Consider the following 22,049-nt stretch of genomic DNA (forward strand, 5'->3'; position numbering starts at 1 on the left):
CGCCGCTGCCGCGCTCACCAGGGCTCCGGCAGGACCAGATGCTCGGCCGTCTCACCCGCCAGCACTGCCGCCGCCGCCAGGGATGCGGCATCGGAAGAAAGGCTGAGCGGCTCGAACCGGGCCGCCAGCCGGGCGAGGTTGTCCCACGGCGTACCCCAGTCATCAAGCGGTCGCCGCGCCGCCACGGCGGAAAGTGCGGCGCGTTCCCCCTCGTCGCTGCCCGCCGGAATTGTGCCCGCGGCGGTCTGCAGGGCGCGGTAGAGGATGGCCTGCGGCACCTCGAACGGGGCCTGGGCGCCGGTCGCCTGCAGCGCCTGGGCGATCCGCTCGGCGAGCCCGCTCAATGACCCGCCCCGGGCCGTGGCCGCGCAGGCGGCCAGGACGTCGTGATAGCGCTCCAGGAAGCCCACTTCGTCCAGCCACAGGGCGCGGCCGATCGAGCCGCGGGCGAATGGCAGGAGTGCCCGTCGCGCGTCGGCCGGCCGGTCGGGCAGTGCCTGGCCCAGCAGGCGCTCCACGACCGCGTCGTCCAGCCGCTTCAGGCGCAGGCGCACGCAGCGAGACGCGATGGTCGGCAGGATCCGGCCCGGGACATGGTTGATCAGGAGGATGACCGTGCCGGAGGGCGGCTCCTCCAGCAGCTTCAGGATCGCGTTGGCGCTCTGCGGGTTCAGGTCGTCGGCGGCATCGACGATCAGCACCCGGCGCCCGCCCAGGCCGGCGGTCGCCCCGAATTCCTCCTTCAGGTCGCGCGCCTGGTCGACCTTGATCACCGCCCGACGGCCGCGTGAAGCCTCGACCTCCAGGACATGCAGGTCCGGGTGGCTGCCGCCGGCCAGCATCCGGAACACCCGGTCGGCCGGCTCGCTGCGCAGCAGCTCGTCATGGGTGGCGCCCAGCAGGGCGCGGGCGAACCGCCAGGCCAGGGTCGCCTTGCCGATGCCGCGCGATCCGCTCAGCAGCCAGCCATGGGCAACGCGTCCGGATGCCAATACCCTCGCCAGCTGCCGGGCCGGCTCGTCCTGGCCCAGCAGCTCGACCGCAAGGCGCGGCTCGGGCAGGCTCATGTCCGCTCCCCCAGACGCGTGCCGATCTCCTGCCAGATCCGCTCCGCCACCTCGTCCGGCGGCAGGCTGGCGTCGATCACTGCCACCCTGGCCGGCTCGGCCCGGGCGATCGCCTGGAAGCCCGCACGGACCTTCTCGTGAAAGGCCGTGCCCTTGGCCTCGAAGCGCCCACTACCGCCGGCCGCGGCGCGGCGCGCGGCCGCTGCCGGCACGGGCAGGTCGAGCAGGAGGGTGAGGTCGGGACGCGGCTTTGGCAGCAGCAGGTCGTGCAGGCGGTCGACCAGCTCGATGCCGAGCCCCCCGGCCACGCCCTGATAGACGCGTGTGCTGTCCAGGAACCGGTCGCAGAGCACCCAGGCGCCCGCCTGCAGGGCCGGCATGATCACCCGCTCGACATGGTCGGTGCGTGCCGCGGTCATCAGCAGGAGCTCGGTCCGCGCCGACCAGCGGTCGGCCGTGCCGGCCACGGCCAGGTCGCGGATCCGCTCGGCCCCCTCGGTGCCGCCGGGTTCGCGGGTGGTGACCACGCGATGTCCCTGCGCTTCCAGCCGGCGCGCCAGGAGAGGCAGCTGGCTGGACTTGCCGACGCCCTCGCCGCCTTCGAAGGTGATGAAGCAGCTCACGGGATCAGACCAAGCTCCCCACATAGAACATGCCGAGGCTCCAGATCCGGCGGAACCAGGAGGCCTCGGGCACGTCGTCGCCGGCGACCAGCGGGACCACGACCGGCTCCTGGCCAGGTGCGGAGACGGTCAGGTTGGCCAGCGGCTGGCCTTTGGTGACCGGCGCCGGCACCGGATCGTCCCAGGCGGCCTTCATGGCGAGCCCGGGTGCGGCGCCTCGCGGGACGGTCATGGCGACGTCCTCCGCCGGGACCAGAGGCACGGTCGGCTGCTCGCCGAGCCAGACCCTGGCCTGCTCGACGGTCTGGCCCGCACGGAACAGGACCTGCTCCTCGAATTCGCGGAAGCCGAACTCCAGCATCCTGGCACTTTCCTGGGCGCGCTCCTTTTCCGAGCCCAGCCCCGCCATGACCAGGATGATCCGCCGTCCGTCGCGTTGCGCCGAGGCGACCAGCCCATAGCCCGCCTCCTCGGTATGACCGGTCTTGAGGCCGTCGACCCCGGGCACGCCGCTGCGCAGGAGCGGGTTGCGCGAGAACTGGCGGATGTTCTGGTAGGTGAACTCCTCCTCCGAGTAGATCGAGTAATAGTCCGGGAATTCCACGATCAGCCGCCGTGCCAGGATGGCGAGGTCGCGGACCGTCATCCAGTGGTCCGGGTCGGGCAGGCCGTTCGAGTTGGCGAAGTTCGAGCCGGTCAGGCCGATCGCCCTCGCCTTCTCGGTCATCTGCCGGGCGAACGCCGCCTCGCTGCCCGCCAGCCCCTCCGCGATCACGACGCAGGCATCGTTGCCGGACTGGATGATCACGCCGCGGATCAGGTCGCCGACGCGGATCCGGTCACCGACCTTGACGAACATCTTGGAGCCGCCGGTGCGCCAGGCCGCTTCGCTGACCGGCAGTTCGTCCTCCTCGCTGAGCCGCCCGGCCCGGATCGCGTCGAACACCATGTAGGCGGTCATGAGCTTGCTCATCGATGCCGGCGGCAGGCGCAGGTCGGGCTCCTTGGCGAACAGGACGCTGCCGGTGCGGTAGTCGAGCAGGATCGCCGCGCGCGCCTTGGTCTCGAACGCGATCGGCTGTGCGGTGGCCGGTGGCACCAGTCCCGGTGCTGCGGAGACCAGCAGGGCCAGGCCCAGCAGGATCAGGCTCCGCAGGGCGAGCAACGGCAGGAGACGACGCGCCAGCACGAGATGGGTCATGAAGCCTGCCCTCCGCAGGATCGGTAAGCCAGCTCAGGTCCCGCAGATCGTGGCCGGCCGGGACGGACCGGTGTTTTCGGTGAGGAAGGCCTGGGGATGGCCGGCCGCCTGCACACGGGCCAGCAGCCGCCGGGCACTCGCGGGATCGGTCTCCGGCCCGACCCGCAGCCGCAGCAGCGCCTCGCCCCGCACGAACACCGGTTCCAGCAGGACGTCACCCAGCGCCGCCATCTGCCGCTTCACGCGGTCCGCCCGGCTGGGGTCGGAGAACGCGCCCACCTGGACGAACAGGGGATCCCCCCGCGATGCGCAGGTCGGGGGCACCGATTCGGCTTCCACCGCTTCGCGCACCTCGATCGTGCTCGCGCGAAACGGTGCCGCCTCCGCCCGGCGCGCCCGGGTCACCGCCGGAGCGCTCGCCTCCTGGTAGAGTTTGCCGTCTTCTGCGGCGGATGCGACCTGGGCCGGTTCTGGCGGCGCACCCACCGCATCCGGGGCGATCCGGACGAACTGGACCCTGACCGGGGCCAGGCCCTTGCCATGAAAGCCCAGTGCCCGGGCAGCCGCCTCCGACAGGTCGATCTCACGGCCATCCACGAATGGGCCGCGGTCGTTCACCCGGACCTCGATGGTCCGGCCATTCTCGAGATTGGTCACCCGCACGATCGAGGGCAGCGGCAGGGTCGGATGGGCCGCGGAGATGACTTCCTTGTCGAAAACCTCGCCGTTCGCGGTCGGCCGTCCGTGGAACTGCTCGCCATACCAGGAACCGGTACCCGTGCGGTCGTAGGACGGATCATAGGCCGGGTAGTACCATCGTCCCGCGACCTTGTACGGCTTGCCGATCTTGTAGGTGCCGGCAGGTCCCGCGACCTTCGGGCCAGGCGCCGGCGGCGGCGGCTCACTACCGGAGCAGGCCGCCAGCAGCAGGAGCAGGCCGGCGGCCAGCCAGTTCCGCGACGAGGACCGGCCGGTCGCCAGGTGCGGCATGCGCCGGCTGATGGTTGCCTTACGGGTCACGACGATCAGGCAGCCTTCAACTGGTCGGAGAGAAGCCCGACGGACAGAGCGAAATAGTCCGAGCGGTTCCAGATCTTGATCACCTGGAAGTTGTGGTAGGTCAAGAAGGCCCGGCCGCCCGGGCCGTCCATCCGCAGCAAAACCGCCGGGATGTCGGAGTTGGGCAACGGGCCGCCCGCGATGGTGCGCACGCCCGCTTTGGCGAACGCGGCCAGGGTATCACGGCGCCCGTCCGGCAGATCGGCGGGTGCCTGCACCTCGCGGCCCCAGAGTTCGCCCTGACGCCAGCCCGAGCGCGCCAGCAGGTTGGACATGGACGCGAGCACGTCGGGTACCGACGTCCAGATGTCGCGCCGGCCGTCGCCGTCCCAGTCCAGCGCATGGCGCAAGTAGGTGGACGGCATGAACTGGGCCTGGCCCATGGCGCCAGCCCAGGACCCCTTGAGATCGTCCAGGTCGACATCGCCCGAGTCCAAGATCCGCAGGGCCGCCATCAGCTCGCCACGAAAGAACTCGGAGCGCCGGCCGTCATGCGCCAGGGTGGCGAGTGTCGAGATCACCGACCAGCCGCCGGTATTGCGCCCGTAGGAGCTCTCCAGCCCCCAGAGCGCCACCAGGGTCGGGTTGGGCACGCCGAAGCGGAAGCGGATCTGCTCCAGGAGATCCCAATGGGTCGCCAGCATTTCCTGGCCGCGCCGCACCCGGTTCGCGTCGATCACCCGGCCGATATAGCCGGCAAAGGTCATCTGGCCCTCCGGCTGGCGCCGGTCCAGCTCGATGACCTGCTCCAGCCGCTCGGCCCGGGCGAGCGCTGCCCGGGTGGTGGCGGGCGCGATGCCGAGCCTACGCGCCTCGCGTGCGATCTGGTCCAGAAAATCCGGCCATGACTGCTGGGCAGCCGGGACCGGCCGGGACCGGCCTGCTGCCAGGAGCAGCGCAAGGGTGCCGATCCCGCCTTGCCAGACCGTGCGGCGGCTGCAGGCCAGGTCATCGCTTGTCGCCACGTGATCTCCCTCGTCCACGGTCGCTCTCCAACTCGGAGGACCTGCGGTGCATCGTCGGATTTCCGGCTTCTAGGGGCGAAGCCGGAGCGATGCCAGAGGTTGAAGATCAGTAGACGATGGTCACCATGCCGGTCACTTCGTCGCGCAGGATCGCGATCGGCGGTGCCGGCGATGCCGCGGCGGGTGTGCTGGCTACGGCGGCACCTGACGCGGAGGCGGGCGGAGCACAGGGCCGGCCGCTGCCGGGCGGGCAGGCCGCCAGCACGGTGACGCTGACGCCCAGGGTCGCGGTGGCCTGGCCGGCCAGGATGGACAGCGGGGCCGCCGGTACGGCCGCCGCTGCCACGGCCGCCGCTGCTAGAATGGTGCGCAAGGTCGTTTCCTCGTCGGCCCTTCGGGCGGGGCCACGGGAAGATGCTAGCGCAGCTCGTCGGGGATTTCCTCAACGGGTCCTAACCATGGCCGGCCGCCCTCCAGCTCCGGCGAGGCCGACCGCCAATGATTGCGATGGGTTAGCAGACGTTTCTCAGAAGATGATCGTGACCAGCAACGAATCGGCATAGGTACCGGGCTGCGTGCCCGGTACCGGGGGGATCACGCCATAGGCCGGCAGGTCGACCGCAGCACTGCCGTCCAGGGTCGCCGCGACCGGCGGGCCGATCACGGCGCCGTCGCCCCAGGGCAGCATGCCGCCCGGCGCCGCGAACACGAAATAAGGGATGACATCGCGGCCAGGCCCGGCGAGACGGCGCTCCACGCCGCCACCGCCCGCGGACAGCCCGACCTGGACGGTCTGCGGCTCGTCGCAGCGAATGGTCACCTTGCCGGTGGCCTGATTGGTGCGCGCCGTGTCGATCACGCCGAACGACAGAGCGGCGATCTGGACCCCGCAGCCGGCGCGGGCCGGACCACCGCCCGCCAGCAGCACGGCCACCCCGAGCATGATCGGCCACGGCCAGTTCATCGGCACCGCACCTCGCCAAGGAAGGGCATCGGATCGTCGCCGGCGTCCTCCGGCAGCACGCAGGTGACCGTTTCGCCCGCCACGGCCGCCGAAACCGCCACCTCGCCAGCACCGATCCCGGTGACATGCGCCAGCCCGTCCCGCCCGACCAGGGCCAGCACCGCGCCCGCCGGGCCGGCCAGCTCCAGGCCGCCCGGGAGCGGCTGGCCCTTCCCGACGACCAGCCGCACCGTCGCCTGCCGTTCGCGGCGAATGCCGAAATCGACGGTCATGCCACTGCGGTCGGCCGGTACCGCGTCCACCTGCGGGTCGCTCACCTGGGCGTCCAGCGGCAGGTCTTCGACCTCGACCCGCAGCCGGTTGGGCTGGTAGGGCAGCAGCCCCGGCAGGAGCAGCCGGCCGTCCGCATCGGTCCGGCCGACCTCCCGGTTCTCCAGGTAGACCCGTACGTCCGGCATGTCCGGCAGGTACACCATGCCGAACGCCCGGCCCAGGCGGCGCGACGCGTCGAACCGGCCGTCCACCACGGCGAGCGAACCCGACAGGTTCGGGCGGATGGCGCTGTTTTCCTTGCCAAGTTCCGCATCGATCCGCGTCGAGAGCTTGCTCCAGTCGTAGCCGAGGCTGCCCGCAAGGCGCGAGGAATCGTCGTTGCCGGCCCGGGCGGCGACCTGCCAGTCCACGCCCAGGTCGCTGTCGCCCTTGTTGCGCCGGTACTGGACTTCCGCGGACGTGCCGGACGCATCGCGGGCCGAGCCAGCGATGGCACTGTCGCGCCGGTTGATCGGCAGGACATAGTTCAGGAAGAACACCGCCTCGTCCGACGGGTCGATCAGCTTGGCCGCGGTGAGCACGAGCGAACCGGGGCCGAGCCTGGAGGACCAGGAGGCGCTGGCCGACAATGTGTCCTCGGCCGTGCGCTCGTCGCGATGCACCAGGAAGAGGCCGAGATTGCCGAGCGTGCCCAGGTCCAGGCCGACCCGTGCCTGATCGATCCGGCTGGGCTGGGCACCGTTCTCGGCATCGCCCAGCTCCTGCCAGTCGTCGCTCGCAAAGCGCGTGCCGATGCCGAAGCTGAACGGGCGGCCGAGATATTCGTAGTCGAGCTGCCCCAGCCAGCCCGTGCCGCCGTCCTCGGCCAAGCCGATGCCGACCCCGCCGCTCAACGTGCCGAACCGGCCGATCGCCACCGTGCCTCCGGCAGCGGCGTTCTGCAGGTCGGGCGATGCCTCAAGATGGAACTCGCCGGTGAAGCGGTCGGAAAAGCCGTAGCGATGGGTCAGGGAAACGAACGGGTCGCCGTATTCGAAGCTCTCCAGTCCGTAGTCCTCGCGCACCAGACCGGCCTCGTAGGCATAGTCGTGCAGGCCCGCGCGCAGCATCCGCGCGCTGACGTAATAGGGCTGGGTGACCACGCGCTGCCGGCCGAGCAGGTCGGTGACGGTGACCTGGAGCTCGCCTGCCCCGGTGATCACCGGCAGCTGGTCGATCTGGAACGGACCTGCCGGTACCTCCCCGGAAAAGCGCTGGAGGTCGTCGACATAGACATCGACCACCGATGGATTGTCGGCGAGCCCGCCGATGGTCGGGAGCGGAAAGGTGATGAAGGACGGGTCGGTGCCGAAATTGCTGGCCCACTGGATGCCACCATAGCGGAAGGGACGGCTGAACGCGCCGCCCACGGCCAGCGCGTCACCCAAGCGGAGCGATGCGCGCCGCTCCAGAAAGTCGCGCGAGTAGCCGGTTTCCAGGCGCACGAACTCGCCATCGGAGGAGAAGGCATCGGCCGCCAGCAGGCTGGAGGTGAGCACGCCCCCTGCCCCGAACAAGCCGGCCTCGAACAGGCCGTCCAGGCGGCTGCGGATGCCATCCCCCGCGAGATACTGCACGTCATAGTCCAGGAAGCCGCCAAAGCCGGTCACCACCGGCGGGCGCTCCGCGCCCTCACCTGCGAGCCGCACCGGGTCCAGGGCCACCGGCGGCACGGACAGGGCAAGCTCCAGGTCGACCTCGTCGATCTGGAGCTCCCCACCCGGGATCGCGTCGATCGGATAGAAGGACTGGCCATTCAGGGTGAGCACCAGGTCCTGGTCTACCACAAGGCGCCAGCGCAGTGCTTCGGCCAGCTCGACCACGAGCCGGCCGGTCGCGGTCTCGCGGGCGAAGATCGCGGCATCGCTCACCTTCTGGCCGTTCACCGTGACCGCATAGAGCTGCTCGACCCAGGCGCGCTCCGGCTCGATCGGCGGCAGGATCGGGGCGCGGTGCAGTTCGGCAGGCGGCGGTCCCGGCCGTTCCGGTGTGGCCGGCGGCATGTCCACCCGGGTGGGTGGCACGGCAGCAGTGGTACGGCGCACCGCGAACTGGTCGAGCGTACGGCGCTGATCCGCCGGCTCGACCGGTGCCGCCGCGGGGCCGGCTGCCGGCGCCCACGGCGCGGATGGCGGAGGCGGCGGTTCTGCCGCCAGCACCTCCAGGGGCGGCAGCTCGGCAGCGGCGGGCAGCGAAGCGGGTGCCGGCCCGCGCAGGGGAACGATGAAGACATTGCGTCCGGGCTCGACCGGCCGGCGCGCGGGCGAAGCTGGCAGGAGCGGGACCGGCTCCTGCGCATTCAGTCCCGACCAGACGGTCGCGAGCAGGATCGCCGCCCAGACCTTACTGGCCCGGCGCGGCCAAGCGTTCTTCGAGCGTGCCAAGATTGGTTTCCGCGACCACCGTCAGGGAACTGCCGGAAGCGGTGCCGGGCAGCGGCCAGCTGCGTGCACGGCCGGGCAGCAGGTAGAAGGGCTCGTTCATTTCGACCACCGATGCCCCGGTCGCGGTGCGGACCTGGATCGTGCTCACCTGGACATGGGCCTGGCCGGCATTGCGCAGGCCGAGCAGCGGCCCATCCCGCCCGGCATCGATGCTCCAGACCGGCGCCGCCAGCGCGCCCGCAGGCTTCTGGAAGACCGGGACGTTGAACCCCAGCGCGAACTGGACCCCGCCCAGCGCAGCACTGCCGGCCGCGGGTGTCGGCACTTCGGAGATCAGCAGGCGGAAGCTGCGCTCCGTGGTCGGCCGGGAGCGGTCGCGCAGGGCGAGACGGATCACCTGCTGGCCACCCGCCTTCAGGCTGAAGACCGGCGGCACGGCCAGCAGCTCCGGGGCCGGCTCCAGGGCGGAAGCCATCGGCGAATCCAGCCAGCGCATGGCGCTGACCTGCAGGACGCTCGCCGCCATACCGTCGTTGCGCACCACGATCGTGGCCGTGCCGGTCTGGCCGAGCTCCAGCCGGGTGGGCGAGACCGACAGGTCGCCGGCCTGCGCCGGCATCGCCGGGGCCATCACCACCAGACCCAGCAGCCCTGCGGTCAGGCGGCGACGGAGGCTGCGGGAGCCGAGTTCCGGGTTCGCCATCACACTCACGGGAAGGTGAGCGTCACGTTCACGGTATCGGCGTAGTTGCCGGCCGGGAGCGTCTGGTTGCCGGGGATGCGGCCGTAGACCGGGATGGTCCCGCCACCCGCCACCAGCCGGATCTCGGTATAGGCGTTGGTGCCGGTGCCGAACAGCGCCGTGCGGTTGGAGTTGCGGTAGAGCTGGTAGTTCAGCTCGTTGCTCCCCGACTTCATGCGCCGGGCGGTGATGCTGCCGCTGCCACCGCCGTCCAGCTCGAAGACCAGGTTGCCGACCGGGCAGTTGGCGAACCCGATCTGGCCGTCCGTGTCGAGATTGGCGGTCTGGCCCGAGGTGTAGGTGCCAAAGCTCATAGTGCCGCCGGTGAGCGAGCAGCTGGTCTGCACGACTGCCGAGACCGCGAGCGTTCCGGTGGTGGTCGGAGCCGGAGCCGGCCTGGGAGCCAGGGCTAGGCCGACACCCAACAGGCCCGCGGCCAGGCAAGCTGCACGCGTCATGGTCCGATCTCCTTGAACCGCAATCGAACACGGACAATCATTAATTCAACCTGGAGTTATATCCTGCCGGAAAGCGTGCGCTGGCAAGCGACTTGCCGTGGGCGGATTCAAGCCATGCAGGAATGATCGTCCTGACGCGCCCCGCCGGCCCGCTCGCCCCAGAAGCGCACGGTCGAGAGCAGCTTTGGCCGGTCGATCGGCTTGGTGAGATAGGCATCCATGCCGGCGGCACGGCCGGCGGCCTCGTCGCCGGCCAGGGCATCGGCGCTGAGCGCCACCACCGGCGTGGACCGCAGGCAAGGGTCGGCGAGCTCCCGGATCTGCCGGGTCGCGGTCAGCCCGTCCATGCCCGGCATCTGCACGTCCATCAGGACCAGATCGACGCCGCCCGACGCCACCATGGCGACCGCCGCCGCACCGTCACCGACGCTGCTCACCCGATGCCCGGCCCTGCCGAGCACGATCGAGGCCAGCTTGACGTTCACCGGATTGTCGTCCGCGACCAGGACATGCATGGGCCGGCCGTCATGTTCCTGCACATCGTGCCGGGTCCAGAATCCCGGCCGTGCAGGTGGCTGGACCAGCCGGATCAGGATCTGCATCAGCTCATCGTCGCTGAACGGCTGGGCGAGATAGGCGTCGAACCCCTGCTCACGGGCCTGGGCGGCATCGCCGCGCAGGCCGGAGCCGGCGATCCGCAGGGTCCGCACCGTCTGGCCGGCCTGAGCCCGCAACCGTTCCAGAAGCGCCCGGGCATCGCCGGTCTCGACCATCTCGCTGACGATCGCCAGGTCGAAGCGGGCGCCGCGGGTGCCGGCCTCCTGGATCTCGCGCAGCGCATCGGCCATGCCCGCAGCACCACGCACCGCCAGCCCCCAGCCAGCGGCAACCATTCGCAGCCGTTCCCGCAATGCCGCCTGCGGCTCCACCACCAGCAGCTCGAGGCCGGCCAGGCTGACGGGCTCCGGGCCAGCCGGTGCGTCGGGGGCGAGCCTTGCCGGCAGCTCGATGCGGAAGCTGGCACCACGCCCGGGTGCTGCATCCACCGCGAGCCGGCCGCCCATCGCGCGGATCAGGCGCAGGGTCACCATCAGGCCCAGGCCGCTGCCGCCGAACTGCCGGACAGTGGCGGCACCGTCCTGGCCGAAACCGCTGAACAGCACGCCCATCCCGGCCGGATCGAAGCCCCGCCCGGTATCGCTGACCGTCAGGAGCAGCCGGTCGCCCGCCGTCGCCGGCGCGTGGTCGAGCACCACGGCGACTTGGCCGGCATCGGTGAACTTCACCGCATTGCCGATCAGGTTGACCAGGATCTGGCGCAGCCGCCCGGGGTCGCCCCGCAACCGTTTCGGCACGGCAGGGTCGATGGCGAGCGCCAGGCCGATGCCCTTGGCCGCCGCCTTCGGCCGGAAGGGAGCAACTGCCCGGTCCAGGATCAGGCGAGGGTCATAGGCGGTGTCGAGGAATGGCAGCCGGCCCGCCTCGGCCCGCGCCAGGTCGAGCATGTCGTTGATCACGGTCAGCAGCGATTCGGCCGAGCCGGTGATCGCCTCCACGCAACTGCGCTGCTCCGGGCTGAGCTCGGTGTCGGCCAGGAGCCGGGTCATCCCGAGCACGCCGTTCATCGGCTCGCGCAGCTCGTGGCTGAGTGCCGCCAGCACGGTCAGCGGCCGCCTAGCTCGCCGGCAGCGCCGCCGCCGGCTGCCGACATGACCCGCCATCCTGCCGTCGCCCCACCCAGTGCCCATGCCGCCCTCCGGTGCTCCATCTGGAACCGGCATAGCGGTTATCGCGTAAAAGTTGAACATTCTGCAAACGCAGTGATTGAAATCACTGCTTTATAGGATTATGTTCATAAAGCCGGGGATGGCCCGGTCAATAAGGACCAGCAAGATGGCCAAGCAGAAGCGGAACGCCCAGGTCGATCCCGCCAACCCCAATTCCAACCAGACTGTCGTGCGCCGGTCGGGGCTGAGGAAGCCCAGGTTCGCGTTCGACGATCTGGAGGCCCGTCAGGAGTGGCTGTGGAAGCTGGCGTTCAACGCGTTCGAGCAGCGCGTCGCCAGCGCCGACAAGCCGGCCGACACCCGGTTCATGCTCCACCTGAGCGAATTGCTGGGCCTGGGTTCGGCCGCGAACGACAACGGCAAGGGGCGTAGCGGGCTCGGCGACTTCCTCGATGCCATGTCACCGGAGGAGTTCGCCGAGTACAAGCAGCAGGATCGGCCCGGCTGAGACTTCCACACGGGCTTTCCTGCCGACGGCGCCGCGGATGGCAGCATCCGCGGCGCCGTCGCCGGTTCAGGCGGGACGCACGATCAGGTCCAACCCATCCTGGTAGTAGAGGGTCAATCCGTTGGCGAAGCTCACGAACTTGAACCCGGTCACGTCCGCGCCCGACGCGGTGACATGGGGACCGGCCTCGCCCTCGCCGACGATCGCCTCGTGGGCGACCAGGCCCATGGCTCGCAGGCCGCTGTCATTATAGAGGACTACCTCGCCCCCGATGTCCTGGACGAGATCGCTCAGCGCCAGTTCGACTACCGGCAGGCTGTCCAGGTCGGCACCAGGATCGCCGGCAACGTCCATCGGCCCCAGGTCCACCTCGTCCGCAAGCCATTTGATCGCCGTGTCGCTCATCGTCTGACGCCCTGTCCAACCATACCCGAACCCGGGCGGCCGGCGGATCGACCGCCGCGGCCCGGCCTGCGCCTGTTGTCGCACTGATATGGTTAACGAAACGTTGCCACAAGCCGACGGACCCCGGCTCGGTGGCCAAAGCCGCCGCTAACAATGTCTACACATACTCGAATATGCCCGGATCCGGATACACCTAGGATTGTCTCGGCCGGCGACGCACCCGGGCGGGCAGGTGGCGAAACGGCAGCAGGCCGGGATCGGCGGTGTTGACGCCCGGTGCCGCCACCACCAGCACCTCCGCCGCGATCGGCTCGAACTCCGCCCGGAAATGCACGGAACTCTTCAGGGCCAGGATGCGCTGCGCCGCCGGCTCGACGCCCAGATGGCGGAAGATCGCCGCGTCCGCCGCCTGGACGCGCCTGGTCGAGACCAGCACGCCCGGCCCGTCCGGGCTGCCGGCGCGCAGGAGCGCCATCGGCCCCAGATCCATCCGGCTGCCCCGATACATGGGCCCGGTCGCGGTGAAGCGGCCATTGCCCAGGCGCTGCACGTACCAGTCGCCGGTGACCGGAGTCACGCCGCTGGGGCCGAAGCGCCCGCCCAGCGGCAGGCCGCGCAGCCAGGCACCCGCACCCGCCGCATGTGCGGCCCGGGCCGCCTGCGGATCGGCCAGCAGCGCCAGCATCGCGTCCTCCGCCCGTGCCGCGATCAGGGCCGCGAGCAGGCCGGTCGTGTCGGAGGTGCCGCCGCCGCCTGGATTGTCCTGCGTGTCCGCCAGCACCACCGGCCGGCTGCGTCGCTCCCCGTCCAGCGCCGCCGCCACCGCCGCCTCCGGGGTCCACAGCCGGCCAGCGAAGTCCGGCTCTACCGAGGCGAAGGCCGCCGCGAGCTCGGCCACGGCCGCCTCGGCGTCCTCGGCCCGTTCGGCGTAGGCCAGCAGCGAGGGCCCGCCGCAGGCCGTGTCGCCCGGCGGGAATCCCATGGCGATCGAGACGAAGCCGTCCAGCCGCGCCGCCAGCCGGTCGGCCAGGCGGTAGAGACCGCCGGACGGCTCGATCATCGTGCACTGCCAGGGCAGTCCGATCAGGAAGTCCAGCTTGCGGTGCGCCTTGGCCAGTTTCTGGCCGCCGATCAGCCGCTCCAGGAGCGGCAGGCAGCGGGCACCGGTCTCGGCGATGTCGACATGCGGGTAGGTACGATACGCCACCAGCCCGTCGGCATGCCGCACCATGGCATCCGACACGTTGGCATGGAGGTCCAGGGCCGCCACCAGCGGCGTGGCGGGGTGGAGGGCGCGGATCCGCGCCAGGAGCTCGCCCTCGCCGTCCCCCAGTGCGTCGGTGATCATCGCCCCGTGCAGGTCGAGGAAGATGCCGTCCAGCGGGCCGGCCGCCGCCAGCTCCGCCAGCATCTCGTCGGCCAGACGCTCGAACGCGTCGCTGGTCACCGGTCCGGACGGCCCGGCATTGGCCCAGACCAGCGGCACCAGCGTGTGGCCGTGCGCCGTGGCTGCGTCGATGAAGCCGGTGATCGCCAGGTTGATCCCGGCGACGTTCCCGAACATCTCCGCGCCGCGCTGGTGGGCCGGCCAGCCGTCGCTCTGGTCGAACGCGATCCAGTCGGCGGGATGGGGCGCGAAACTGTTGGTCTCGTGGTGCAGCCCGCCCACCGCGATCCGTGCCATCCGGCCGGCTCCCACGAGCCTAGTAGCCGACCCGGCGGATCATCCAGGCCGGATGAGCGAAGGCCGCGCGGTGGATCTCGGGCGTGTAATAGCGCAGTCCCCCGGGCACTTGGCGCGCGGCCAGCGTCTGGGCGTCGACCAGGCGCAGCGCCGGGTCATCACTGGCAAAACCCAGCGCCATGCTGCCGCCGATATAGGTGGGCACCGCCGCGAAATAATAGGTGACGTCGGCAAAGCCCGCGGCGCGCTGTCGGCTCTGGGTGAACTCCAGCTCGTCCGGGTGGATCGACGGGTTGCCGCACTGGGTCACCATCACCCCGCCCGGCTTCAGCATCCGCCGGCAGTCGCGGTAGAACTCCTCGGTGAACAGGACGGCCCCCGGCCCCTGCGGGTCGGTGGAATCGACGATGATCACGTCGAACCGGTCGTCGGTCTCCTTCGCGTATTTCGCACCGTCCGCGATCGTCACCCGCGCCTTGGGATGCTCGAACGCGCCGTCGGAGAGGGTCGGCAGGTACTGCTTGCAGAACTCGATCACCCCGGCGTCGATCTCGACCTGGGTGATCCGCTTCACGCCCGGATGCTTGATCGCCTCGCGCAGGCAGCCGCCGTCGCCGCCGCCGATGATCAGCACCTCTTCCGCCCGGCCGTGGGCCAGGATCGGGGTGTGCACCAGCATCTCGTGATAGACGAACTCGTCGGCCGTGGTGGTCTGCACCACGCCGTCCAGCGCCAGCACCCGGCCCCAGGCCTCGCTCTCGAACACGATCAGGTCCTGGTGCTCGGTCTGGTCGTGGTAGAGCACCTCCTTCACCTTGATCTTCTGCGCCCAGTGCGGCCAGAGCGTCTCGGTGAACCAGTCCATCGGCCATCTTCCCAAACGGTGTCCCTTGCGGTCGGCGCGGGTCTAGCAGAGCCGGGCGCGCCCCGCCATGCCGGCCATAGTACGGCTGCAAGATCCGGAACCGGAGCCACAGGCGCCGGGTTCTACCGCCGCAAGAACCTCGGTGACCGGCGGCGATGCCGGTCCGTTTCACCGGCAAGGGAGACAGTTGATGACCAAGCCTTTGGTCGCTCTTACGGCCACGGTGCTGCTCGCGTCCTCGCTCGCAGCTTGCGGATACTCGACCGAGATGCGGTCGGACACGGCCACTGACATCGTGACGCCCGCGAGCGCGGATCTGCCCCCGGTCGAAACCTCGCCGGAGATCTTCCAGATCATCAACGCCGACTCGATCCCCGCCAAGGTGTTCGTGGAACAGGCCGGGGTCGGCAACATGTTCGAGATCCAGGCCGGCCAGCTCGCCGCCGAGAAGGCCAGCAATCCGCTGGTGCGCACCTATGGCGAGCAGATGGTCCGCGACCATACCGCCCTCGGGCTGGCCATGAACAGCAAGGCCAGCATCGCCGGCAACACCTTCACCGTGCCGGTGACCCTGGATACCAAGCACCAGGCGATGATCGACCAGCTCAACGCCGCCTCGGGCGATCAGTTCGACCAGCTCTACATCCAGATGATGCGCCAGTCGCATAAAGACACGTACGAGCTGTTCAATGCGATGGCCAATCGGGGCTCACTGTCCAACTTCAACGAACTTGCGGCCGACAACAAGGAAATGATCCTGCATCACCTGGAGCAGGTCGACGCGATCGCGCAGCAGATCATGATGTGAACCGGAAGCGGCCCGGCCACGGGCCGCTTCACTCAGCCCACGTCGCGATCAAATGTCGGCGTAGACGTGCGCCTCTGCCGCACCGCCCGGATGGGTCACGGCCCCTTTCTCCGCCGAGCCCACCGTCTGCGCATATTTCCACAACGTGCCGGACGTGTAGTACGAGGCGCGCGGCTGCCAGGCCGCCCGCCGGCTGTCCAGCTCCGCCTGGCTCAGCTCCACGTCCAGCGTCCCGGCCTCTGCATCGATCACGATGATGTCGCCGTCCCGGATCAGGCCGATCGGCCCGCCCACCTGCGCTTCCGGCCCGACATGGCCGATGCAGAACCCGCGCGTGGCGCCGGAGAAGCGGCCATCGGTGATCAGCGCCACGGCGTCGCCCTTGCCCTGGCCATAGAGGGCCGCGGTGACGCCCAGCATCTCGCGCATGCCGGGCCCGCCCTTAGGACCCTCATAGCGGATCACCAGCACCTCGCCGTCCTGGTACTTGCGCTCCTGGACCGCCTGCATGCAGTCCTCCTCGGAATCGAAGCAGCGTGCCGGCCCGCGGAACCGGAGATTGGCCAGGCCCGCGACCTTCACGATCGCACCTTCCGGCGCCAGCGTGCCCCTCAGCCCAACCACGCCGCCCATGGGGCTGATCGGGTCGCTCACCGGCCGCACCACCACCTGCTGCGGCCGCCAGGGGAAGTCGGCCAGGTTTTCGGCGATCGTCTTGCCGGTGACGGTGATGCAGTCACCGTGCAACAACCCGCCATCCAGCAATGCCCGCATGATCAGCGGCACGCCGCCGACATCGGCCAGGTCCTTCATCACGTACTGACCGGCGGGCTTCAGGTCGGCGATGTAGGGCGTGGAGCGGAAGATCTCGGCGACGTCGTGGAGGTCGAAGGCGATGCCCGCCTCGTGCGCCAGGGCCGGCAGATGCAAGGCACCGTTGGTGGACCCGCCCGAGCAGGCGACCACGCGTGCGGCGTTCTCGAGCGACTTCAGGGTCACGATGTCGCGCGGGCGGACCCGGCTCGCCAGCAGCGCCATCACCGCCTCGCCGGACTGCTCCGCCCAGGCATCGCGCGCCTCGTACGGTGCAGGGGTGCCGGCCGAGCCCGGCAGGGCCAAGCCGATCGCCTCGGAGACGCAGGCCATGGTGTTGGCGGTGAACTGCCCGCCGCACGAGCCGGCCGACGGGCAGGCGACCCGCTCCAGCTCGTCCAGGTCGGCATCGCTGATCGCGCCCACGGCGTGCTTGCCCACCGCCTCGAACACGTCCTGCACGGTGACGTCGCGCCCCCGGTAGCGCCCGGGCAGGATCGAGCCGCCATACATGAACACGGACGGGACGTTCAGGCGGACCATCGCCATCATCAGCCCGGGCAGCGACTTGTCGCAGCCGGCCAGGCCCACCAGCGCGTCATAGGCATGGCCGCGCACGGTGAGCTCGGTGGAATCCGCGATCACCTCGCGCGACACCAGCGAGGACTTCATGCCCTGGTGGCCCATGGCGATCCCGTCCGTGACGGTGATCGTGGTGAACTCGCGCGGCGTGCCGCCGGCCTTGGCGACCCCGCGCTTGACCGCCTGGGCCTGGCGGCCCAGCGCGATGTTGCAGGGTGCCGCCTCGTTCCAGGTGGTGACCACGCCCACGAACGGCTTGCCGATGTCGTCCGCGGTCAGACCCATCGCGTAGTAGTAGGAACGGTGCGGTGCCCGCTGCGGGCCGCTCGTGGAGTAGCGCGACGGCAGGTCCGACTTGTTGAAGATCGTCACGCGCGCCACGGCGGCTGCCTCCCCTGGTACCGGCCGAGACGTGTGCCGGCCTCTTCTTCGGTCATGTCACCAAAACGATAGTCCCGGCACCCACGCGTGGCCAGCCACGACCCCGTGGCGTAGGGCGAAGCTGCGGCCGCTTGTTCCCTGGTGCCGGCAGTGCGACTTCACCCCCATGGAACTCGCGCACGATCTCGCACCCCGGCCGCCCATCTCGCTGCGCAAGATCGTGCAGCGGGCATTCACCCGCTTCATCTACGACGACGGGCTGACCCATGCCGCGGCGATCGCGTTCGACACGCTGTTCGCCCTGGTGCCGTTCCTGATCTTCCTGCTCACCCTGGCCGGCTGGATCGGACAGAGCGAAGCCGCCACCCAGTCGATCGACCTGGCCCTGGCATTGCTGCCGCCCGAGGTCGCCGACTGGGTGAAGCCCCTGATCAACGAGGTCCGTCGGGTGGCGCATCCGACCATCCTCACCGTGTCGATGATCGGCACGCTCTGGGTGGCCTCCAGTGCGATCGAGGCGGTCCGCAACGCGCTGAACCGTATCTTCGATGCCACAGTCAGTGCCAAAGACTGGCCGATGCGCCGTCTCCAGGGACTGCTGCTGACCTGCTTTGCCGGGGTCTGCGCGATCGCGCTGACCACCATGACGCTGATCCTGCCGCTGGGCCTGCAGGTCGCCGCACGGCTCCTGCACGATCCCGAGCTGACCAGGCTAGTGGGCGCCTGGTCCACCCATCTGGCCGGGGTCGTCATCCTGTTCGCGGTGTCCCTGACCCTCTTCCGGCTGCTGCCAGGGAGGAAGATCCCGCTCACCCGGCTGGCGACCGGGGCGATGTTCGTCGCGGTGTCGTGGAACGGCTTCGTGTTCGGCTTCTCCTACTACATGCGCAACATCAGCAGCATGAGCGTCACCTATGGCAGCCTCGGTGGCGTCGTGGTGACGATGTTCTTCTTCTGGCTCTCGGCGGTCATCTTCCTGCTGGGCGCGCAGATCGCCGCCGCGGTCGACCGGGCCAGCACGCCCAGCCCTCTTTCGGCCCCGCTGGCGCACGGTTAAGAACCGGTCCACCCAGCGCTTTTATCCATCGGAGATCTCTGCTCATGAGCGCTATCAAGCCCGCCTCGGCCGGGCCGTTGTTCGCCGGCAAGCGCGGCCTGATCATGGGCATCGCCAACGACCGCTCGCTGGCTTGGGGCATCGCCGCGGCGGTCGCGGCGCACGGTGCCGAGTTGGCGGTGACCTATCAGGGCGAAGCCTTGAAGAAGCGGGTGATGCCGCTCGCCGAGAAGCTGGGGGCACCTCTGGTGCTGCCGGCCGACGTCACCGATGCCGCCTCGATGGACGCGCTGTTCGCCCAGATCCAGGAGCAGTGGGGCCGGCTCGACTTCGTGGTCCACGCGATCGCCTACTCCGACAAGGAGGAACTGAAGGGCCGCTACGTCAACACGACCTTCGAGAACTTCCAGAACACCATGAACGTCTCGGTGTTCAGCTTCACCGACCTCGCCCGGCGCGCGGCGCCGCTGATGACCGAGGGCGGCTCCCTGCTCACGCTCACCTATCTGGGGGCCGAGCGGGTGGTGCCCCACTACAACGTGATGGGGGTGGCCAAGGCGGCGCTGGAAGCCTCGGTGCGCTTTTTGGCGGTGGACCTGGGCAGCCAGCGCATCCGGGTCAACGCCATCTCGGCGGGGCCGGTCAAGACGCTCGCCGCCTCCGGCATCGGCGACTTCCGCTACATCCTGAAGTGGAACGAATACAACTCACCGCTCAAGCGCAACACCACCATCGAGGACGTGGGCGGCGCCGCGGTGTACCTGCTGTCCGACCTGGGCGGCGGCACCACCGGCGAGGTGTTGCATGTCGACAGCGGCTACCACGTCGTCGGCATGAAGGCGGCCGACGCGCCGGACATATCGGTGGTCTGAGGCCACCCGGCGCGGAACCACACAGCCGGTCCCGCGCTTTCCTCCCATGTGCCTCGAGTGCCCAGGCGCGTCCCTTCGGGCCTGGGCTGCATCATCGATCGCTTGGCTGCCGAACCGGCAGGGAGGAGGAAGCCCGTGGACCGCAGAACCTGGTACATCATCATCGTGGTGATCATCGTGATCCTGCTGGCCTGGATCTTCTGGCCGAGGACCGCGACCACGCCGGTGGCGCCCGAGGCCACGCCGCCTGCCACCACGGACCCGGCGACGCCGCCTGCCGGTGGCACGACCACGCCTTGACCTGAGCAGCCTGCCCGGCCGGACCCGGTGGCCAGCGCCCGGCCGGGCAATGCCCCCTTGACCGCCCCCCATCGTTCCGCGCACCTGCCGCCCGCACCATCGCGGCAGGGCTTGGGGAGCCATGGCAGGCAGCAGTTTCGGCGAACTCTTCCGCTTCACCACCTGGGGCGAAAGCCATGGGCCGGCGATCGGCTGCGTGGTCGACGGGGTGCCGTCGCTTCTGCCGCTCGCCGAGGCGGACATCCAGGTCTGGCTGGACCGGCGCCGGCCGGGCCAGTCGCGCTACACCACCCAGCGCCAGGAACCCGACCAGGTCGAGATCCTGTCCGGCGTGTTCGAGGGCAAAACCACCGGCACGCCGATCCAGCTCCTGATCCGCAACCAGGACCAGCGGTCCAGGGACTACGGCGAGATCCAGGACAAGTACCGTCCGGGCCACGCCGACTACGCCTATGACCAAAAATACGGCATCCGCGACTATCGCGGTGGCGGCCGCTCCTCGGCCCGCGAAACGGCCTCGCGGGTCGCCGCGGGCGCGGTGGCGCGCAAGGTGCTGGGCGACGGGGTGCGGATCCGCGGCTGCCTGGTGCAGATGGGACCGGACCGGATCGACCGGGCGGCGTTCGACGACGCGGAAATCGACCGCAACCCGTTCTACTGCCCGGACCCGCAGGCGGCCGCCCGCTGGGCGGAGCAGTTGTCCGCGATCCGCAAGGCCGGCTCGTCGGTGGGTGCGGTGATCGAGGTGACGGCTAGCGGCGTGCCGGCCGGCCTGGGCGAGCCGGTCTACGACAAGCTGGATGCCGACCTCGCCAAGGCGATGATGAGCATCAACGCGGTCAAGGCGGTGGAGATCGGCGACGGCATGGCCGCCGCGGCGCTCAGCGGCGAGGCCAATGCCGACGAGATGCGCATGGGCAATGACGGCCCGCGCTTTTTGTCCAACCATGCCGGCGGGATCCTGGGCGGGATCTCCACCGGTCAGGACGTGGTGGTGCGCTTCGCGGTGAAGCCCACCTCCTCGATCCTCACCCCCAGGCGCACGATCGACCGGTTCGGCAACGAGACCGAGATCCTGACCAAGGGGCGCCACGACCCTTGCGTCGGCATCCGCGCGGTGCCGGTGGGCGAGGCGATGATGGCGGTGGTGCTGGCCGACCACCTGCTCCGCCAACGCGGGATCTACGGCCTCCGCTAGCTGCGCAGCGGCCGGCTCAGCCCCCGGTAACGCTCATGTGCCGCGCCACCGCAGGGGCCTTGCGGCGCCGGTCGATGATGAAGTCGTGGCCCTTGGGCTTACGGGCGATGCCGTCGCGGATCGCCTGCTCCAGGGCCTGGTTGCCCTCGGAGGAGCGCAGCGGCGTGCGCAGGTCGACCGCGTCCTCCTGGCCCAGGCACATGTACATGGTGCCGGTGCAGGTCACCCGGACCCGGTTGCAGCTCTCGCAGAAATTATGGGTCATGGGCGTGATGAAGCCGAGCCGGCCGCCGGTCTCGGCGACCCGGACATAGCGCGCAGGCCCGCCCGTGCGGTAGTCTAGGTCCTCCAGCGTCCAGCGCCGCTCCAGCCGGGCGCGCACCAGCGAGAGCGGCAGGTACTGGTCGGTGCGGTCGCCGTCGATGTCGCCCAGCGGCATGGTCTCGATCAGCGTCAGGTCGAAGCCGCGCTCGCCGCACCACTCGACCATCCGGTCGATCTCGTCCTCGTTGACCCCTTTCAGCGCCACCGCGTTGATCTTGACCGCCAGGCCCGCCGCCTTGGCCGCCTCGATTCCGCCCATCACCTGGGCGAAGCGGCCCCAGCGGGTGATCGCCTGGAACCGGTCGGGATCCAGCGTGTCGAGCGAGACGTTGACCCGCCGGACCCCGGCCTCGACCAGGCCTTCGGCGTGCTTGGCGAGCTGGCTGCCATTGGTGGTGACGGTCAGCTCGTCGAGGGCACCAGTGCGCAGGTGCCGGCCGACCTGGCGGATCAGCCACATCACGTCCCGCCTGACCAAGGGCTCGCCGCCGGTCAGGCGGAGCTTGCGCACCCCCATCTCGACCAGCGTGCTGCACAGCCGGTCGAGCTCCTCCAGGGTCAGCAGCTCCGCCTTGGGCAGGAACGTCATGTTCTCCGCCATGCAATAGACGCAGCGGAAGTCGCATCGGTCGGTCACCGAGACGCGCACGTAGGAGATCTTGCGCGCAAACGGATCGATCAGCATCGCTTGTCCTGCATCCGGGCGGACCCCTTGGGCTGCGGGGCCGCTGGTAAGCGGCCGGGGGCCTG

General features: G+C 70.0%; 22 protein-coding genes. 6 read left to right on the forward strand and 16 right to left on the reverse strand.

What is annotated here, in order from left to right; genetic code table 11:
* Nucleotides 1-14: 14 nt before the first annotated feature.
* The 11 genes from VNS22_RS04075 to VNS22_RS04125 form a co-directional block, all read right to left on the reverse strand.
* Nucleotides 15-1,067, reverse strand: coding sequence for a DNA polymerase III subunit delta' (locus VNS22_RS04075; RefSeq protein ID WP_325729874.1), 1,053 nt, complete (start codon nt 1,065-1,067; stop codon nt 15-17).
* Nucleotides 1,064-1,690, reverse strand: a complete 627-nt coding sequence (gene tmk, locus VNS22_RS04080) for a dTMP kinase (RefSeq protein ID WP_325729875.1) — start codon at nt 1,688-1,690, stop codon at nt 1,064-1,066. The genes VNS22_RS04075 and tmk overlap by 4 nt, the downstream gene beginning before the upstream one ends.
* Before the next feature lie 4 nt (nt 1,691-1,694).
* On the reverse strand, nt 1,695-2,891 hold the full coding sequence (locus VNS22_RS04085; RefSeq protein WP_325729876.1) for a D-alanyl-D-alanine carboxypeptidase family protein: 1,197 nt from the start codon (nt 2,889-2,891) through the stop codon (nt 1,695-1,697).
* Between the two features lie 33 nt (nt 2,892-2,924).
* Nucleotides 2,925-3,911, reverse strand: a complete 987-nt coding sequence (locus VNS22_RS04090; protein WP_325729877.1) for a septal ring lytic transglycosylase RlpA family protein — start codon at nt 3,909-3,911, stop codon at nt 2,925-2,927.
* A gap of 5 nt (nt 3,912-3,916) precedes the next feature.
* Nucleotides 3,917-4,915, reverse strand: coding sequence for a lytic murein transglycosylase (locus VNS22_RS04095; RefSeq protein ID WP_325729878.1), 999 nt, complete (start codon nt 4,913-4,915; stop codon nt 3,917-3,919).
* A gap of 106 nt (nt 4,916-5,021) precedes the next feature.
* Nucleotides 5,022-5,288 carry a hypothetical protein gene (locus VNS22_RS04100; RefSeq protein WP_325729880.1) on the reverse strand — a complete coding sequence of 89 codons (267 nt, stop codon included), beginning with the start codon at nt 5,286-5,288 and terminating at the stop codon, nt 5,022-5,024.
* A 153-nt stretch (nt 5,289-5,441) separates the two neighbouring features.
* The gene (locus VNS22_RS04105) at nt 5,442-5,879 is read right to left on the reverse strand and encodes a spore coat U domain-containing protein (protein WP_325729882.1); all 438 of its coding nucleotides are present in this window, start codon (nt 5,877-5,879) and stop codon (nt 5,442-5,444) included.
* On the reverse strand, nt 5,876-8,575 hold the full coding sequence (locus VNS22_RS04110; protein ID WP_325729884.1) for a fimbria/pilus outer membrane usher protein: 2,700 nt from the start codon (nt 8,573-8,575) through the stop codon (nt 5,876-5,878). Before VNS22_RS04110 ends, VNS22_RS04105 begins: the two co-directional genes overlap by 4 nt.
* Nucleotides 8,535-9,278 (reverse strand): fimbrial biogenesis chaperone, encoded by a 744-nt coding sequence (locus VNS22_RS04115; RefSeq protein WP_325729923.1) that lies wholly within the window; start codon nt 9,276-9,278, stop codon nt 8,535-8,537. The genes VNS22_RS04110 and VNS22_RS04115 overlap by 41 nt, the downstream gene beginning before the upstream one ends.
* A 5-nt stretch (nt 9,279-9,283) precedes the next feature.
* A complete protein-coding gene (locus VNS22_RS04120) occupies nt 9,284-9,775 on the reverse strand; it encodes a spore coat U domain-containing protein (protein ID WP_325729886.1) in 492 nt (163 codons plus the stop codon).
* Nucleotides 9,776-9,882: 107 nt separating this feature from the next.
* Nucleotides 9,883-11,523, reverse strand: a complete 1,641-nt coding sequence (locus VNS22_RS04125) for a response regulator (RefSeq protein WP_325729888.1) — start codon at nt 11,521-11,523, stop codon at nt 9,883-9,885.
* Between the two features lie 145 nt (nt 11,524-11,668).
* On the opposite strand from VNS22_RS04125, the gene VNS22_RS04130 reads away from it, so the two are divergent.
* Complete coding sequence (locus tag VNS22_RS04130) at nt 11,669-12,010, forward strand: hypothetical protein (protein ID WP_325729890.1); 342 nt, start codon at nt 11,669-11,671, stop codon at nt 12,008-12,010.
* Between the two features lie 66 nt (nt 12,011-12,076).
* On the opposite strand, the gene VNS22_RS04135 is transcribed toward VNS22_RS04130, so the two are convergent.
* From VNS22_RS04135 to speE, 3 genes are all read right to left on the reverse strand, one after another.
* Nucleotides 12,077-12,415, reverse strand: coding sequence for a hypothetical protein (locus VNS22_RS04135; protein ID WP_325729892.1), 339 nt, complete (start codon nt 12,413-12,415; stop codon nt 12,077-12,079).
* A gap of 193 nt (nt 12,416-12,608) precedes the next feature.
* Nucleotides 12,609-14,099 carry a M81 family metallopeptidase gene (locus VNS22_RS04140; protein WP_325729894.1) on the reverse strand — a complete coding sequence of 497 codons (1,491 nt, stop codon included), beginning with the start codon at nt 14,097-14,099 and terminating at the stop codon, nt 12,609-12,611.
* A gap of 19 nt (nt 14,100-14,118) precedes the next feature.
* Entirely contained in the window at nt 14,119-14,964 is an 846-nt protein-coding gene (speE, locus tag VNS22_RS04145) for a polyamine aminopropyltransferase (protein WP_325729896.1), read from the reverse strand.
* 67 nt (nt 14,965-15,031) lie between these two features.
* Here speE and VNS22_RS04150 point away from each other — a divergent pair, with 67 nt between their 5' ends.
* On the forward strand, nt 15,032-15,772 hold the full coding sequence (locus VNS22_RS04150) for a DUF4142 domain-containing protein (RefSeq protein WP_325729898.1): 741 nt from the start codon (nt 15,032-15,034) through the stop codon (nt 15,770-15,772).
* Nucleotides 15,773-15,820: 48 nt separating this feature from the next.
* Here the strand turns inward: VNS22_RS04150 and ilvD are convergent, their stop codons facing one another.
* Nucleotides 15,821-17,548 (reverse strand): dihydroxy-acid dehydratase, encoded by a 1,728-nt coding sequence (gene ilvD, locus VNS22_RS04155; RefSeq protein WP_325729900.1) that lies wholly within the window; start codon nt 17,546-17,548, stop codon nt 15,821-15,823.
* Between the two features lie 166 nt (nt 17,549-17,714).
* On the opposite strand from ilvD, the gene VNS22_RS04160 reads away from it, so the two are divergent.
* The 4 genes from VNS22_RS04160 to aroC all read left to right on the forward strand — a co-directional run bounded on the left by VNS22_RS04160 (nt 17,715) and on the right by aroC (nt 20,975).
* Nucleotides 17,715-18,605 (forward strand): YihY/virulence factor BrkB family protein, encoded by an 891-nt coding sequence (locus tag VNS22_RS04160; protein WP_325729902.1) that lies wholly within the window; start codon nt 17,715-17,717, stop codon nt 18,603-18,605.
* Nucleotides 18,606-18,649: 44 nt separating this feature from the next.
* On the forward strand, nt 18,650-19,477 hold the full coding sequence (gene fabI / locus VNS22_RS04165) for an enoyl-ACP reductase FabI (protein ID WP_325729904.1): 828 nt from the start codon (nt 18,650-18,652) through the stop codon (nt 19,475-19,477).
* 135 nt (nt 19,478-19,612) lie between these two features.
* Nucleotides 19,613-19,777, forward strand: a complete 165-nt coding sequence (locus VNS22_RS04170) for a hypothetical protein (RefSeq protein ID WP_325729906.1) — start codon at nt 19,613-19,615, stop codon at nt 19,775-19,777.
* 121 nt (nt 19,778-19,898) lie between these two features.
* Complete coding sequence (gene aroC / locus VNS22_RS04175) at nt 19,899-20,975, forward strand: chorismate synthase (protein WP_325729908.1); 1,077 nt, start codon at nt 19,899-19,901, stop codon at nt 20,973-20,975.
* 16 nt (nt 20,976-20,991) lie between these two features.
* Here aroC and moaA read toward each other — a convergent pair whose 3' ends face one another.
* Nucleotides 20,992-21,984: a GTP 3',8-cyclase MoaA gene (moaA, locus tag VNS22_RS04180; RefSeq protein ID WP_325729910.1), complete on the reverse strand. Its 993-nt coding sequence runs from the start codon at nt 21,982-21,984 to the stop codon at nt 20,992-20,994.
* Nucleotides 21,985-22,049: the final 65 nt, after the last annotated feature.

The organism is Geminicoccus sp., assembly GCF_035556675.1.
Taxonomy (GTDB): domain Bacteria; phylum Pseudomonadota; class Alphaproteobacteria; order Geminicoccales; family Geminicoccaceae; genus Geminicoccus.

Bases quoted from the DNA above. Each gene is read 5' to 3' on its own strand.
- moaA (WP_325729910.1), bottom strand. From the start codon at position 21,984: ATGCTGATCGATCCGTTTGCGCGCAAGATCTCCTACGTGCGCGTCTCG.
- VNS22_RS04140 (WP_325729894.1), bottom strand. From the start codon at position 14,099: ATGGCACGGATCGCGGTGGGCGGGCTGCACCACGAGACCAACAGTTTC.
- VNS22_RS04085 (WP_325729876.1), bottom strand. From the start codon at position 2,891: ATGACCCATCTCGTGCTGGCGCGTCGTCTCCTGCCGTTGCTCGCCCTG.
- fabI (WP_325729904.1), top strand. From the start codon at position 18,650: ATGAGCGCTATCAAGCCCGCCTCGGCCGGGCCGTTGTTCGCCGGCAAG.
- aroC (WP_325729908.1), top strand. From the start codon at position 19,899: ATGGCAGGCAGCAGTTTCGGCGAACTCTTCCGCTTCACCACCTGGGGC.
- VNS22_RS04125 (WP_325729888.1), bottom strand. From the start codon at position 11,523: ATGGGCACTGGGTGGGGCGACGGCAGGATGGCGGGTCATGTCGGCAGC.
- VNS22_RS04105 (WP_325729882.1), bottom strand. From the start codon at position 5,879: ATGAACTGGCCGTGGCCGATCATGCTCGGGGTGGCCGTGCTGCTGGCG.
- VNS22_RS04075 (WP_325729874.1), bottom strand. From the start codon at position 1,067: ATGAGCCTGCCCGAGCCGCGCCTTGCGGTCGAGCTGCTGGGCCAGGAC.
- speE (WP_325729896.1), bottom strand. From the start codon at position 14,964: ATGGACTGGTTCACCGAGACGCTCTGGCCGCACTGGGCGCAGAAGATC.
- VNS22_RS04160 (WP_325729902.1), top strand. From the start codon at position 17,715: ATGGAACTCGCGCACGATCTCGCACCCCGGCCGCCCATCTCGCTGCGC.
- VNS22_RS04150 (WP_325729898.1), top strand. From the start codon at position 15,032: ATGCCGGCCATAGTACGGCTGCAAGATCCGGAACCGGAGCCACAGGCG.
- VNS22_RS04120 (WP_325729886.1), bottom strand. From the start codon at position 9,775: ATGACGCGTGCAGCTTGCCTGGCCGCGGGCCTGTTGGGTGTCGGCCTA.
- VNS22_RS04135 (WP_325729892.1), bottom strand. From the start codon at position 12,415: ATGAGCGACACGGCGATCAAATGGCTTGCGGACGAGGTGGACCTGGGG.
- VNS22_RS04115 (WP_325729923.1), bottom strand. From the start codon at position 9,278: ATGGCGAACCCGGAACTCGGCTCCCGCAGCCTCCGTCGCCGCCTGACC.
- VNS22_RS04130 (WP_325729890.1), top strand. From the start codon at position 11,669: ATGGCCAAGCAGAAGCGGAACGCCCAGGTCGATCCCGCCAACCCCAAT.